This window comes from Acidobacteriota bacterium (genome assembly GCA_016713675.1).
In the GTDB taxonomy this organism is placed as follows: domain Bacteria; phylum Acidobacteriota; class Blastocatellia; order Pyrinomonadales; family Pyrinomonadaceae; genus OLB17.
Genome location: JADJOS010000001.1, coordinates 830,938 through 844,718, shown reverse-complemented (window position 1 = coordinate 844,718; position 13,781 = coordinate 830,938). Strand labels below are relative to the sequence as shown.

The 13,781-nt window shown below is 55.1% G+C and carries 11 protein-coding genes; 8 read left to right on the top strand and 3 right to left on the bottom strand.

The window, feature by feature from the left end; all coding sequences use genetic code 11:
• Window positions 1-357 precede the first annotated feature (357 nt).
• Window positions 358-1,317 (top strand): MBL fold metallo-hydrolase, encoded by a 960-nt coding sequence (locus tag IPK01_03820; GenBank protein ID MBK7932623.1) that lies wholly within the window; start codon window positions 358-360, stop codon window positions 1,315-1,317.
• A 5-nt stretch (window positions 1,318-1,322) separates the two neighbouring features.
• Here IPK01_03820 and IPK01_03815 read toward each other — a convergent pair whose 3' ends face one another.
• Window positions 1,323-2,165 (bottom strand): ferritin-like domain-containing protein, encoded by an 843-nt coding sequence (locus IPK01_03815; GenBank protein MBK7932622.1) that lies wholly within the window; start codon window positions 2,163-2,165, stop codon window positions 1,323-1,325.
• 245 nt (window positions 2,166-2,410) lie between these two features.
• On the opposite strand from IPK01_03815, the gene IPK01_03810 reads away from it, so the two are divergent.
• Together IPK01_03810 and IPK01_03805 are read left to right on the top strand one after the other, a co-directional pair.
• Window positions 2,411-3,022, top strand: coding sequence for a hypothetical protein (locus IPK01_03810; GenBank protein MBK7932621.1), 612 nt, complete (start codon window positions 2,411-2,413; stop codon window positions 3,020-3,022).
• A gap of 294 nt (window positions 3,023-3,316) precedes the next feature.
• Window positions 3,317-3,775 (top strand): prepilin-type N-terminal cleavage/methylation domain-containing protein, encoded by a 459-nt coding sequence (locus IPK01_03805; protein MBK7932620.1) that lies wholly within the window; start codon window positions 3,317-3,319, stop codon window positions 3,773-3,775.
• 99 nt (window positions 3,776-3,874) lie between these two features.
• Here the strand turns inward: IPK01_03805 and IPK01_03800 are convergent, their stop codons facing one another.
• Both IPK01_03800 and IPK01_03795 read right to left on the bottom strand, forming a co-directional pair.
• Complete coding sequence (locus IPK01_03800; protein MBK7932619.1) at window positions 3,875-5,230, bottom strand: sigma-54-dependent Fis family transcriptional regulator; 1,356 nt, start codon at window positions 5,228-5,230, stop codon at window positions 3,875-3,877.
• A 27-nt stretch (window positions 5,231-5,257) separates the two neighbouring features.
• Window positions 5,258-6,925: a PAS domain-containing protein gene (locus IPK01_03795; GenBank protein ID MBK7932618.1), complete on the bottom strand. Its 1,668-nt coding sequence runs from the start codon at window positions 6,923-6,925 to the stop codon at window positions 5,258-5,260.
• A 323-nt stretch (window positions 6,926-7,248) separates the two neighbouring features.
• Here IPK01_03795 and IPK01_03790 point away from each other — a divergent pair, with 323 nt between their 5' ends.
• The 5 genes from IPK01_03790 (at window position 7,249) to IPK01_03770 (ending at window position 13,724) form a co-directional block, all read left to right on the top strand.
• Complete coding sequence (locus IPK01_03790) at window positions 7,249-8,343, top strand: type IV pilus twitching motility protein PilT (GenBank protein ID MBK7932617.1); 1,095 nt, start codon at window positions 7,249-7,251, stop codon at window positions 8,341-8,343.
• A 97-nt stretch (window positions 8,344-8,440) separates the two neighbouring features.
• Window positions 8,441-10,345 carry a hypothetical protein gene (locus IPK01_03785; protein ID MBK7932616.1) on the top strand — a complete coding sequence of 635 codons (1,905 nt, stop codon included), beginning with the start codon at window positions 8,441-8,443 and terminating at the stop codon, window positions 10,343-10,345.
• Window positions 10,346-10,366: 21 nt separating this feature from the next.
• Complete coding sequence (gene pilO, locus IPK01_03780; protein ID MBK7932615.1) at window positions 10,367-11,029, top strand: type 4a pilus biogenesis protein PilO; 663 nt, start codon at window positions 10,367-10,369, stop codon at window positions 11,027-11,029.
• Window positions 11,026-11,826, top strand: a complete 801-nt coding sequence (locus IPK01_03775) for a hypothetical protein (protein MBK7932614.1) — start codon at window positions 11,026-11,028, stop codon at window positions 11,824-11,826. The genes pilO and IPK01_03775 overlap by 4 nt, the downstream gene beginning before the upstream one ends.
• Before the next feature lie 56 nt (window positions 11,827-11,882).
• Window positions 11,883-13,724 carry a hypothetical protein gene (locus tag IPK01_03770; GenBank protein ID MBK7932613.1) on the top strand — a complete coding sequence of 614 codons (1,842 nt, stop codon included), beginning with the start codon at window positions 11,883-11,885 and terminating at the stop codon, window positions 13,722-13,724.
• The last annotated feature ends 57 nt before the right edge of the window (window positions 13,725-13,781 follow it).

Genomic DNA, 13,781 nt, shown 5'->3' with positions numbered 1-13,781 from the left:
TCTGCCATCGGAGCCGGAAACTTTTTCGACGAGGGGGAGGTCGAAATTCTCAATACTTGAGGGATCACGCACCTTGTCGTAAACGGTTATTCAGAACATTTATCGGCAGACAATTAATCAGAATAGATTTGCTTTGAATTTTTTAACCCAAATCGGTCTTTTTAGCAAGCAAAAATGTAATAATTTTGTAATTGCGAGCCCTTATTTAATTGGAAAGACGAAATTAAGTCCACAATTGACGAATTCCCGGCCGATCGTCCGAAAATCGGCTGATTTGGGTTCGATCAGGCTGCGAAAACGGTATTTGTCTTTTTCTAATTATTCGAGATAATTCGTCTGTTGGCCGGCACGTAAAATATGAAGATAATCCCGATCTCGATACCGACCCCATTCTATGTCGGCGACGTGAACGTTTACCTGATCAAAGAAGATCCGCTAACGCTTATCGACGTCGGGCCAAAGACGCCGCAGGCAGCCGAGGCTTTGCGGCGGGAGCTCGGCAAACACGGCGTTCAGTTCTCGGATGTCCGGCGAATTGTACTGACCCACGCCCACGAAGATCATTGCGGCCTCGCCAAACAGGTCCGCGACGAGGCGAAAAATGCCGAGATCTATATCCACAAATGGGAAACCGGCCATCTGTTCGGCCGCCTGGCTCACGAAGATCACCGAAACCTGATGATGCGAAGCGGCGTGCCGTCGGCTGTTTTCGACGAATTGCGCGGTATGTACGAGGAGATCAGTTTGCTGACCGATTCGCTCGCGGATGGTGATTTTCATGATCTCGAGGACGAGATGGAGCTTGAGTTTGATGGCGGTTCGCTTCGGGTTCTTCACACGCCTGGGCACACGCCGGGCTCGTGTTCCTTTGTCCGCGAGGCCGACCGAACGCTGATCTGCGGCGATTGCGTGCTCAAACGGATAACTCCGAATCCGATCGTCTCGCCGCATCCGCTGGCACCGGACAAACGCTTCAGTTCTCTCGCGGAATACCTCGTAAGTCTCGCTAAATTAAAGAGTTATGCGCCCACACTGGCCCATTGCGGGCATGGCGAACCGGTGACCGATTTTGACGAGATATTTCACCGGTACGTCCGTGCGATCGACGAACGGCAGAAGAAGGTGATCGGCTTTGTAGACAGCACCGGCATCACGGCATTTGAGGTTGCCAAGCGTTTGTTTCCCGATTCGTTCGATCACGATGTGCACCGGTTCCTGTCGATCTCCGAGTCGATCGCACACCTCGATTATGCCCAAGCGGAGGGCAAGATCGGCGTTGAATTAAGCGGCGGCGTTGAATATTACCGCAAGAATTAACGAGATCAGGCAGTTTCAAGGCGGAACGTCGAATTTTTAGCTATGCCGCCGATCGTTTCGGTCATCTTTGTTATATCGGCAAAGCCCGGCAATTGGCGCACGCGTTGGGTAACGGTCTTGTCCAGGTTGGACATAGCTTGGTCGTCGCTGAAAAGCGTAGCGATCATGTAGGCCGTCCGTTTTTTGCTGAGTGCTCCCTGGCCGACGGGTGCCCAGAAATGTTCAGTGATAAAACGGGCGATCCGACGGGCAAGTTCGTTTCCGTTCAATTCAAGGCGGGCCACGCTCCAATAAAATTGGCAGTGGGCCGACTCTTCGCGGATGATGCCGTTAAGGATCTGTGTTAAGACCGGATGATCGGCGAGGGCGACCAGGCGGCGATAACCTTGTGCGGCCTCCATTTCGTGGATCGCTCCGAAGGTCATGTGCGTCGCCGTAAACTTTTTGCCGACAAGATTGGTCAGCGTTGTCAACAGATACGAATTCGCATTGTAGGCCTTGGTCACGTTTCGGCGTATTTCCTCCTGCCAGTTTTCGCCGGTCTCGACGCCGAGTTCGTTCAAAAACCGGTTGAGGACCTCGCCGTGAGTTACCTCTTCGACGCCCCAACGCTCCATAAATTTGCTAATGTGCGGGTCTTTGCCGGTCGGCGTCCGGAGCAGCTCGCGGTGGTACATGTCGGTCAAGGTCTCGACATCGCGCATGTAGAACAGTATCGGGATCAGTCGTTCATCGAAAGGATGATCGTTCACCTTTTGCCAGGGAATAGATGAGATAAATGCAGGCGTCAATGCCCGCGGCTGCCGCTCGTACCACTCAAGAACATCTCTGTTTGTCTCAAATACCATAAAAACTCCGATCGCTGTGCCGCTGCAGCGGTTGGAACTTTAGTTCGACCAAAGATCGATTTTAGATGAAACCCGCCGCGGTTCAAGATCCAAGGTTCATTTCTCCGGGACGAACCCCTGTAATTATAACAATGTTGTCAAATCGGAGAAAAAAGTTGTATTTCCAACGCCTGTCCGCTAAAATTCCTACTAACGAGACGACCTCGTCCGGCGCAACCGATCAAAATTCCTGATCACGACAATCTTTGAACAAGTACGCAAGATCGACAATTTCAGCGATTCCGCCGCCGCAAGGCCGGGCGGCCCGGTTCGCATTGCTGCTTTTCCGTCATGTCGCCTGCGGGATCGCCGCATTGTGCATTTTTTATCTTTCGCTGGTCGCGACCTCGATGCCGCTGCCGGCCGCAGAGCGGCAGACGATCGACCGGGCGGTCGATCTGCTCGACGAAAAAGGTTTTCGCACTGAGGCGTTCCTGCTGCGTAATGCGGCAACAATAAGGACCGGCGAGAATTGGCTCAATGAATTGTTTGCCGGTGAGAGCTCATTTGCATCGACAAATTTCCCTTTCGAGATCATTACCGTAGGGCCGGACTTTTTCGAAAAGACGCACGACGATCTCGAACGGGCAATGATCCTGCTGCACGAAGCACAACATCTGCAGGGCCGGAACGATGCCTATGCGTATGCGTATATTTGGAAGCACCGCCAGCAGCTTGGCTGGACACAGCTAAAATACGGCACCAGCGAGACCTATGTCTCGGTCGAACTGCAAACCCGCGAAAACGCTCCGGAGCTGTTCACGTGCTCGGCGAACGTCTGGCACGACTGCACCGAAACGCTGCGGGCAAAACGTTGAGCGGCGAAGATCGCGGATAGACAAGAGCGGCAGAGTTAAGACTTTTTCTTACCAAGTATGAGAAAAAGTCTTATTTTTTTGCTTTGCGAGCCTCGAGCAGTAATTTTATACCGTTCAGCATCTTGTTGAACAACAATGACTTAGCCGGTCTTCTGTATCAACAGCTTTGTGTGGCATAGCCCTTGCGACTAAACAGGGCGAACGCCATCTGAGTCGGCTGGAGTGAAGTTGAAGATTCAGTACACATTCAGCCAACCCGAGAGACGGAATATTCAGTTTCGAGGAGAGGTTATCATGAAAAGCAACGAAAAAGGATTTTCACTAGTTGAACTGCTAGTGGTAGTGATCATCATCGCGATCGTCGCAGCGATCGCAATTCCAAATCTGCTTGCATCACGCCGTGCGGCGAACGAGGCAAGCGCAATTTCGTCACTTCGCACTTATCACAGTGCCGAAGCGACCTATCAGGCAACGCTCGGAAACAGCGTTGCATATGCAACCGCACCAAACCTTACCGGACTGGTCGATGCCGTGTTGGCAGTCGCAGCTCCGGCCAAGAGCGGATATACATTCACCGTGACGGTCGGCGGAACCGGCAATTCAACATATTGCGCGGCCGCAGCACCTGCGAGCTCATCGACCGGAACTAACTACTACGGTGTGAGTGTGGACGGTGTCATTTACAAGAAGGCATCAGCGATACCATGTGCTGCAGGCGTTTTGGATATCGACGGAGCCGCACCGATCCAATAGGACCGTTGATCGAAAGATCAGCAGGAGGATCGTATAAAAAATTAGAGAAGACTGGGCGTAGATGCCTTTCGAGAACGGGAACGGTCCCGTTCTCATTTTTTATTTGATCTCGTGTTTCTGCAACAGATGGCGAAGTGCATGGACCGGGATCTGCAGCAATGCGGCGGCACGCGTTTGATTGTGCGAGGTGCGGCTCAGTGCCTCTTCAACATATTTACGCTCGATATCATTAAGCACTTCGGGCAAGTGAATGCCGTCGAACGGAAGATCGATATGGCGGAAATGAGCGGCTGACGCGTCTTCGGCGCAGTATTCGGGGCGGATCTCGATGCCGTCGGCGGTCAGCGTGACAGCGCGTTCGACGGCGTGTTCGAGTTCGCGAACGTTTCCGTTCCACGGGCGGCCTTTGAGTATCTCGAGGGCTTGTTTCGAGAGGCGAACTGCCTTGCCTGATCGGGCAGAGAATTTTTTGATGAAATGGTCCGCCAGCAAGGGGATGTCGTCGCGGCGTTCGCTTAAACTAGGGACGTGGATCGGGATGACCGAAACACGGTAATAGAGGTCGCGGCGAAATGTGCCGTCCTCGACCATCGGGCCGAGGTCGCGGTTGGTGGCGGTAATAACGCGGGTGTCGACCGGCGTTTCGTCGCGGGCACCGACGCGGCGGACCCGCTGTTCCTGCAGGACGCGAAGTATCTTGACCTGCATCGCCTGCGACATGTCGCCGATCTCGTCGAGAAAGATCGTGCCATTGTTCGCCGCCTCAAACATTCCGGGCCGGCTCTCGCCGGCACCTGTAAACGCTCCCTTTATGTAGCCGAACAGTTCGGACTCGAGCAGAGTCTCGGTGAGAGCACCGCAATTGATCGGAATGAACGGTTTGTCGGCGCGATCCGAAAGGTCGTGGATCGCGCGCGCTACCAGCTCTTTGCCGGTGCCCGAATCGCCTGTGATGAGAATCGTCGCGTGTTCGCGGGCGACCATTTTGATCATCTTGAACAGTTCGAGCATTTTAGGCGAACGGCCGATAATGCCCGCGAGGCTGCCCATATTCCGCTGAGCCCGGCGAAAGGCCCGGTTCTCGTTGATGATCGCCTGCTTGTCGATGGTGCGTTTGACGATCGTCTTCAGTTCGTCGTTGTTGAACGGCTTTTGAATGAAATCATCGGCACCGAGCTTGAACGCCTCTCGGGCAATGTCCATCGTGCCGAATGCGGTCATCAGGACGACACCGATATCAGGGTCGATCTCGCGGGCCTCTTTGAGCAATTGGATACCATCGACGTCCGGCATGCGAACGTCCGAGATTATCAGGTCACATTTGTCTGCTGCGAGGTGATCGAGAGCTGCCCGCCCGTCTGCAAATGTAATTACATTGTAGCGCTCGGCCTCGAATACGGTTTGTAGTACTTGCCTGTATCCTTCTTCGTCATCGACTATCATCAGCTTTGGCATATCATTGTATGGGGCGGAATCCAGCGATCATCTGGGAAGATCGATGGTGATCATGGTTCCGCTGCCAACCTCACTTTGCACGTCGATCCCGCCGCCGAGATCGGTGACAATCCTATGTACTATAGACAGCCCGAGGCCGGAGCCCTTGGTGCCGCTGTAAAATGGTTCGAATATCCTTTTGCGGTCCTTCGGTGCGATACCGCAGCCCGTGTCTGCAAAGACGAGCCGGACGAGCCGTTCGTTTGGCTCAAGCAAGCTGACCTTCAGACGGCCGCCGTCAGGCATCGCGTGGATCGCGTTTTGGACAAGGTTCCAGCAGACCTGTTTTATCTGCGTTTCATCGGCGCACAGTATGACGGGGCTTTCGGGCGAAGCGTATTCAAAAATGTGCTTTTCCGAAACGCCCGGATCGTGCTTGAGCAATGCAAGGCAATCGCGAATCGCGGCGCTGATTTCGATCTGTTCGCTGGTATGTGTCCCGGCCGGTTTCGTTCGGGCGTAGGTCAGAAAATCGGTAATGATGCGGTTCAGACGGTCCGATTCGCGAAGCACGACGCTCATCAATGCGGCTTCGGCGGTTTCGGGCTTTTCTTTTTCCGAAAGGAACTGAAGTGCCGAGCTCATCGAACCGAGCGGATTGCGTATCTCGTGGGCGAGGCCGGCGGAGAGGCGGCCGACGGCAGCCATCCGGTCCGAATGCCTCAGCGTTTCTTCCATTGCATGGAGCACTGACGTGTCTTGAAACGCAATGATCAAGCCGGTTGCGATGTCAGAACTGCCGCATAGCGGCGACACGCTGCACGCGACGGTGGCCGGTTTGTCTGTCATTACGGCGGACGCGATCGGGGCCTCGAAATTCGCCGGTGTACGGCCGCCGGCTTGTACCTCACGCAGACACATTTCGATCGTCGGACGAACGCTACCGTCAAAGATCTCGAAAACCTCGCGGCCAATAGCATCGTCTGCCCTGAGTCCGGTGATCCTCCCGGCCGCAGAATTGAATGCATGGATCCTGCCGTCTAGATCGGTCGTGATCAGCCCCGAATTTATCGATCTGAGTATGCGTTCATGGAGCACGCTGAGATCGGCAAAATTTGCCTCCGCAAGTTTCAATGCCGCTCCCACTTTGTGATGTTCCGCAATACGGGCCGTCAAGATTCCGACAAGCACGAACGCGGCGTTGTTGAACGCGATGATCTGCACCGCGCGCGACGAAGCGATGCCGCCCGATATAGTTGGTATCATCGACCAATAGCTTGCGATCGACAGCATGCAAAAGGCGCCGCAGCATGCGGCCGTTACGACATAAGCATCACGTTTGCCAAGGAAATACCCCGCGACGCTGATGAGCAGTATGTAGAGCGTGATGTAGGGCGAGATGAGGTCGCCGGTTTCCCAGACGAGCCACGTGATCACAACGGTATCCAGGAAGAACTGAGCTCTGATCTGCCAGGTCAGTGTTCGGCTGACGCGCAGCCAAACTTGGAATACCGCTGCCAGAAAAACGGAAACGAGCAGAAGAACGACAAGTCCGGTCGGCAAGGTGCTGAGCGAAAGGCGGGCATCGCTGTAGATCCACCACCAGCCGGCCATCACGATCAGTACGACAAGGGCGAGCCTCGCAAAGATCAGTACTGAGACGCGCCTTGCGAGTGCAGGGTCGACCGAAATTTCAAGCGCAACGGAATCGTGCATATCAACCAATGCGCCGTGTCGATATCAGAGCGATCAGATGTGCGTCCGCCGCACAAAAAAACGCTGTCTGTTATTGGTATAAACCCAAAACTGAAAAAATAGCAAGGACTATGTGAAATAAGACACAAAGTTTTTTGTATAGCTCGAGTATATGCACCGGACGGTGAAAAAGGTCCTTGACAAGCATGATTTATAGGAGTACAACCACGGTAGAGCATCCAAAAACGGCGTCGTAGAAGCGACATTCTTAGCCAATTTTGGAACAAGCGGGTTTCGCATCTACGTTTCGGATTGCTATTAACAGGACAGAGGTGGCCTGTATTATGGGAATCCAAGACGACCCACGCCAGACGCTCGTAGACCTACTTACCAAGACAATTGAGGCAGGCGCCAGTGACCTTCATCTGAGGGTCGACAGCCCGCCGCAGATCAGGCTCCACGGACAATTGATGCCGATCGCGGGCCTCGATCCGCTGACTCCGGAAGATACCAAGCTGCTGACGCACTCGTTCATCTCCGAAAAGCAGAGAGAACAGTTCGAAGAGAAACGGCAGTTGGATTTTTCGATCGGTCTCAAAGGTCTGTCGCGTTTTCGCGTGAATATTTTCTATCAAAAAGACACCATCGGCGGAGCTTACCGAGCGATCCCGTATGAGATCAGTTCGTTTGACGAGCTTGGGCTGCCGGACGTCGTGTCCGACCTTTGCCGGCGGCCACGCGGGCTCGTGCTGGTGACGGGGCCGACGGGTTCGGGCAAATCAACGACGCTCGCCTCGATGATCGAACGCATCAATTCGACGCGGCACGAGCACATCATCACGATCGAAGACCCGATCGAATTCATCCATCACCATAAGAATTGCCTGATCAGCCAACGCGAACTCGGTTCGGATACGTTCTCATTTGCCGAGGCACTGAGGTCGGGCCTGAGACAGGATCCGGACGTGGTCCTGGTCGGCGAGATGCGCGACCTCGAGACGATCGAGATGGCACTGCGGGTCGCCGAGACCGGACATTTGACCTTTGCGACGCTGCATACGAATACGGCACCTTCGACGATCACGAGGATCATCGATGTGTTTCCCGCGTCGCAGCAGTCTGAGATCAGAACGCAGCTTTCGAATGTGCTCGAGGGCATCATGTGCCAGGCACTGCTGCCGAATGCGGCGGCGAACGGCCGCGTCATGGCGATGGAGATCTTGATACCGAACTCAGCGATCAGAAACCTGATCCGCGAGGACAAGATCCATCAGATCTATTCGGTGATGCAGACCGGAGCTGATAAATACGGGATGCAGACGCTGAATCAGGCTCTGGCAGAATTGTATCGAAACCGATCGATCACGTTGGAAACGGCGCTGTCGGTGTCGTCGAACGTCGAGGAATTGAAAGACCTTTGCGGCCGCCGCATGGACTGACCGCATTATATATGACCAACGTCACAACAATAGGTGACCACCGTCATATCAGCGATGCTAATTGTAGTCATAAGTTAGAATTAGCCCATATTATTATATGAGAGACGGATACCCAATAGAGCGAGCCACAACGATCGGCGACAGCTACGACGCGGAACGGGTTGAGTTATGGGATTCACCCGACCAGGCGGCTTTGGTTTGGATCAATGCCGGCGAAGCGGTGGCTGCGTCGCCGGTAACAGGCGGTACGGCCCGAGATATTCAGATCGACCTTGTCCGTTATCGTTCCGACAGCGATCTTATCTCGGCCCTGGACGAGCACCGCACCCGCGATCTCGGCTTGCCGGCATTTTCACAGGATACTCATTTCATTACGTCGGTCGCCGATTACTCGGAACGGACGCGGATCTTGGCGCTTGACGGCGAAAGGCTCGCACTCGATGACCACGAGCTGCTCGATTGGCTGATCAATGCTGAAAAGCAAATGCTGCTCGGAACAGATCATCATCCTGTGTTTGAGACGTCGCTCGAAAGTACGGCTTGCAGCCTCAGGCGGCTGCCGAACGGGCAGATATCGATGACCGAAGTCCCGCGGCTTTATGTCGATTCGCTGGCGGCACGAATGCGGACACTTGCCGGCGGCCGTATCGATCTGACGATCGAAACACCGCTGCGAGCGATCGCACGATATTTTCTGACGGCCACCGACAAAGGCTCGGCGGCCCGGCGTCCGGGAAAGGACGCAGAGGTAACGGCGTTCCTGATGATCAATCGCTCGGGATACAGTTTTGGGCTGTGGAGCCCGCGATGCGGATTCTTCAGCGAAGACGCATTTCTGGCCCCGGACGAGATCACACGCCGACGCCGCGGTGCGAGACGTGAGCCGGCAAAAGAGATCAAGGACGCCCACCCCGGCGAAGATCGTGAAAGCGTCGAAGCATACGTACGGCAGGCATTCGACCAGCTTTCGCTGCAGATGACGACCGAAAAGTTAAAGAGCCTGCAGCTTACTACATACGCACAGGTCGTTTGGGTGTGCGAGAGCGGCCTTGACGATATCGCCCGGCGTCTCAGCACTGAATGGGAAAATAAGACCGGCGTTGACTATATAGCTCTCGAAAAACCAGTGGACGAAGCCGTTGCGAGCGGACTTTTGCTTGGTTCGTATGCGTCCGGCGGCGACGCGGTCGCCGGATCCGAGATACTGCCGTCGATCGACCTTGCCCGCGACATCCTCGCACTTGCGGATTCAGAGGAAAGCGAACGCCGCCGCGAAGACGAGGCCCGTCTTGAGATACGGCGAGATCGTGCTGCGATGGCTGTTTTTGCGGCCCCGCTGATAGTTGCCGGATTTCTGATGGCTCTGGTCGCGGGCGGAATCGTCTCGTACATGATCACCTCGATCCGCGATTCGCGTGCTGACGCGAGGACGCTCGAACTGCGGCCTGCCGTCGAACGCCGCCGCACATACGAGTCGAGCCTCAAGTGGTATCAGGAATTTATCGGACAGGTCAGCCAGCTTCGCCGTCAGCAGCCGGTCGGACTTGGAATGCTGCGGGAATTGAACAAGAGCTTTCCGTTCACGATCGATCCGTCGTTCTACGTTTCGGATCTCAAATTGACGGAAAAGGGTGAGGTCGAGATCAAGGGCATGGCTCGCAGCAAGGACGCCGTCGCGTCGTTCATCAAATCACTCGAATTCGCCGGCGGTGCTGAAAGCGGAACCCGTCTGTTCAGCAATCTGGCGTACGAAGTGCAGGAGGTCGCACCGGTATTGACGGCTGCAGGACAAGTGAAAGCTCCTTCGATCGCCGGTTCGACGTTGACCAATAATATCGCGGCTGCACCGGGCGTGGTCGTCTGGAGTATCAAGGGAAATTATCTGCCGATGGCCGAATTTGGGCCGAAGCCCAAACCGGCGACTCAGCCCGCGGCTCCGGGCCAGACGGCCCCGGGACAAGTGCCTGATCCGGCCGCAGCATTGCAGAGGCCGCCGACGTAGGAATCGCGAAAGAGGAAAGCCATGAACAGACAGAAACGCACAACCGGAATTCAACGAATGTTCGACGGCATTTATATGGAGGCGATGCGCCGGGGCGGATTTGTGACGTTCGTTGTAATGGCGATCATCTCGGCCGGGCTTGGTTATCTGATCTATGGGTATCTTCTGAAAGGCTGGGTCGAATCGGGGCGTGAATATCAGCGGCAGGTCGCGGCGAAGGAGTTAGAGAATCGAAAGACCGAGGCGATGCTCGAGGGCGAGACGCAGTTTCGTGCCCAATTTGCCAAGGTCACCGACCTCTACGAAGACGCGAAACCGCTGCTGCCGAAAGAGACCGAGATCGCCGACGTGCTCGGCCAGGTCGAAATGGCTGCGAGGCGAAACAACGTTACGCTCACCGGCCTCTTAGCCGTAAAAGAATCAGTCAAATCGCCCCGTGCCGCCAAGCTCTACGAGCGCGAGATCCCGGCCGTCGTGACCGGTTCATATCCGCAGGTCGTCAAATTCTTTGGTGATATATCGCGAATGCCGCGCATATTGCTGGTTCGTGATTATTCGATCGTTTCGCTAAAGGGGTCGGTCTCGGCGGGATTTACGCTTGTCGCATACCATGCTCCGCCGCCTGCCGAACTGCCGAACGGGCCCAAGGACGTTGCTATCAACGAAGGAAGGGTAGAAAAATGATCAGCATATACGCAGAATCATTTCGATCAGAGACCGGCTCGGCCCGATTGGGGCTGTCATTAGCCGGCATTTTTGCGGCTTCGTTCCTGACGTTTCTGGTTGTATTTGTTGCTTACGACGTTTTTTCATCGTTTGGAAATAGAGCGGACGCGGACCGTTTGGCAAATGAACAGCAAACAAAGGTCGTGATCGACCCGAAGATCGAGGCGGATCTCGCAAAGGTGCTCGCCGCAGATCCCGCTCCCGCAGCGGATGACGTCAGCGATGCATTCGCCGACCGCGGCGGGCTGAGTGCCGCAACGTCGCAGGCCGCACAATCACAGGGTGCTCGTCCGGGAACATCGGATCAGACGGCGGCAGCCGGAACGTCGGGAGGTTCGACATCCGGCGGAGCTGCAGCAGCCGGAACCGCGGGCGGAACCGCGACCGTTGTCGATATTTCATCCGCGGACGCGATCAAGGCCCGATATGAAAGGTGGCTGAGCCCCGAAGGTGATCTTGTGCAAACCAGGCCGGTGGCAGAGATCCTTGTGATAGATGACCTCGTGCCGGTCGGATTTTCCGGCGGAGGTACGAGCGGGGAAGAAGTGATGCTGTTTTCGAAGGCACTTTGCAAGGTGTTCAGCTTTGCGCCGGGAACAGCATTTTTGAATGGTTATTTGGATTCATTTAATCAGCAGGAAGTCATTTTCAAAACAAAGAGCGGAATTCGCCGGAAATCGTACCGGCGGCCCGAGCCGTGCATCGACACGGGAACCTCGACAGCGTCCGCCGCAGCGGTCACGCGTGATGATTGAGCGATCGTACATGAGTAAGCCGGAATGTCCGGAAATGGCTCAGAGGAGTTGTTCCAATGAGAGAGAGAATATTAAGCGTTTTTACAGCCGTTTTGGCTCTGAGTTTGTTTTGTAATTATGTGTTGATCGCGGGTGTTTCTGCCACTAACGCCGATTCGATCGCTGAGGCGAACGATCACAGCGGGCCGGCAATTTCATTTCCGGTCGCTGAAGGCAATTTCTGCGATGAACGATACGTCGGCGAGTCGATGACGTACATGCAGAACATCGAGACGGACCTCGACGAACTGCTGATCCAGGTCAACCGCCGATTCGGCATCAGCTTTGTCACGGCGCCGAATCTCGGACGCCTGCCGGTCAACATCAAATCGCAAAACGTCCCGTGGACATCGATCCTGAGGGCACAATTTTACGTTCTGGGCATCAGAGCGAAGTGCATCGACGATCGGACGATCCAGCTCGTCAAGAACGATGACCTGACCGAGCTTGAGAGTGACGAACAGCAGGCGTCGAGCCTCGAAACGCGCTATATCAAGCTAAAATATCTGCAGCCGACAAGTTCGGGCAACCAGAATATCGCCGGCCAGAGTTCGTATCAGGGAATGTCGCAATACAGCCCATGTCAACAAACGACCGGACAGTACGGCGCCGGCGGCGGCCAGAACGACCTGATGCAGAGCTGTAAATTTGAACGTCTGATACGAGAGATACAACAGATCCTCGGCCCCGCGGGCAATTCGGCTGCTCCCGACCAGGCGGCGACGTATACGATAAAGGATGCAGACGGCAAGACCGTGAGAGTCCAGCGGAGGCCGTATGTGGGCCAAGTGCCGGGACGCAATATGCTGCTCGTCAAGGCGAACAAGGCACAGTTGGCTGAGATCGAAGAACTGATCAAACGCGCCGACATACCGCCATTCCAGGTCGTCATAAAGGCGCTTGTATACACGGCGAACGAGAATAAACTGAGGGATATCGGTGTTCAATCATCAGCAATATTCGGATCGGCGAATCTCAAACAACTAGGCGGAATTACGAGCCAGCCGCCTGTCACAAATACAGGAACCGGCACAGGAACCGGCACCGGAACGGGAACCGCGACCTCGACGTCGCCGGGCCAGTTGAATCCGGGCGGCGTGCGCACGCTGGGTCCGGGTTTTTTGCAGCCGCTTGGTACGAGTGATTCGATATTCGGACTTTCGGCGATAATCGGCACCGCACAATTTACGGTACAGGTAACGGCACTCGAACAGAATGGGGTCATCTCACTCAAGTCCCGGCCATTTGCCACGGTCCTAGACGGCGATACGGCCGATCTGACCGTCGGCCGGCAGATACCGGTGATAATTCAGGCAGCGAACAACATCGGCGGTTCGCCGGGAACACTGCAGATACTGCAAGCAGCGAATTTGCTGCGTGTAACGCCGCATGTGATCGACGACGAGAACGGAGTTCCAACGGCGGTAAACCTCGAGTTGAGGCTCGAATCAAACGACGTTGATACGTCGGTGGTGAGCCAGAGTGTTCCGTCGGTCGCGGTCCGTTCGATCCAGTCGAAGTTCATTCTTAATCAGGAGCAGACTGCGATACTCGGCGGATTTACGGTCGATTCGGATACCAAGACGGTGAGTAAGACGCCGGGACTCGGTGATATTCCGATCATCGGCGAACTCTTCAAGCGGCGTGTCAGGTCAACCCAGATCAACAGGCTTTATTTTGCGATCTCCGTGACCGTTATACCGTACGGCGGTACGATCGAGCCGGTCAAGGTTCCCGGAGCAACCACGGACGTGCCGACCATCACGCCTGAAATGCTAAAAAGGGCCGAACTTGGCGAGCCCAAGGCGGTTCCGACAGCGACGCCGACTCCGATGCCGACGCCGAACAAGGAAAACTAAGGTCGATATGAACCAAGTACGGAAAGCGAATGAACATTTGATGTGCCGTAAGGAAAG

Coding starts and splice junctions, on each gene's coding strand:
- IPK01_03820 (MBK7932623.1), top strand. CDS start 358: ATGAAGATAATCCCGATCTCGATACCGACCCCATTCTATGTCGGCGAC.
- IPK01_03815 (MBK7932622.1), bottom strand. CDS start 2,165: ATGGTATTTGAGACAAACAGAGATGTTCTTGAGTGGTACGAGCGGCAG.
- IPK01_03805 (MBK7932620.1), top strand. CDS start 3,317: ATGAAAAGCAACGAAAAAGGATTTTCACTAGTTGAACTGCTAGTGGTA.
- IPK01_03800 (MBK7932619.1), bottom strand. CDS start 5,230: ATGCCAAAGCTGATGATAGTCGATGACGAAGAAGGATACAGGCAAGTA.
- IPK01_03795 (MBK7932618.1), bottom strand. CDS start 6,925: ATGCACGATTCCGTTGCGCTTGAAATTTCGGTCGACCCTGCACTCGCA.
- IPK01_03790 (MBK7932617.1), top strand. CDS start 7,249: ATGGGAATCCAAGACGACCCACGCCAGACGCTCGTAGACCTACTTACC.
- IPK01_03785 (MBK7932616.1), top strand. CDS start 8,441: ATGAGAGACGGATACCCAATAGAGCGAGCCACAACGATCGGCGACAGC.
- pilO (MBK7932615.1), top strand. CDS start 10,367: ATGAACAGACAGAAACGCACAACCGGAATTCAACGAATGTTCGACGGC.
- IPK01_03775 (MBK7932614.1), top strand. CDS start 11,026: ATGATCAGCATATACGCAGAATCATTTCGATCAGAGACCGGCTCGGCC.
- IPK01_03770 (MBK7932613.1), top strand. CDS start 11,883: ATGAGAGAGAGAATATTAAGCGTTTTTACAGCCGTTTTGGCTCTGAGT.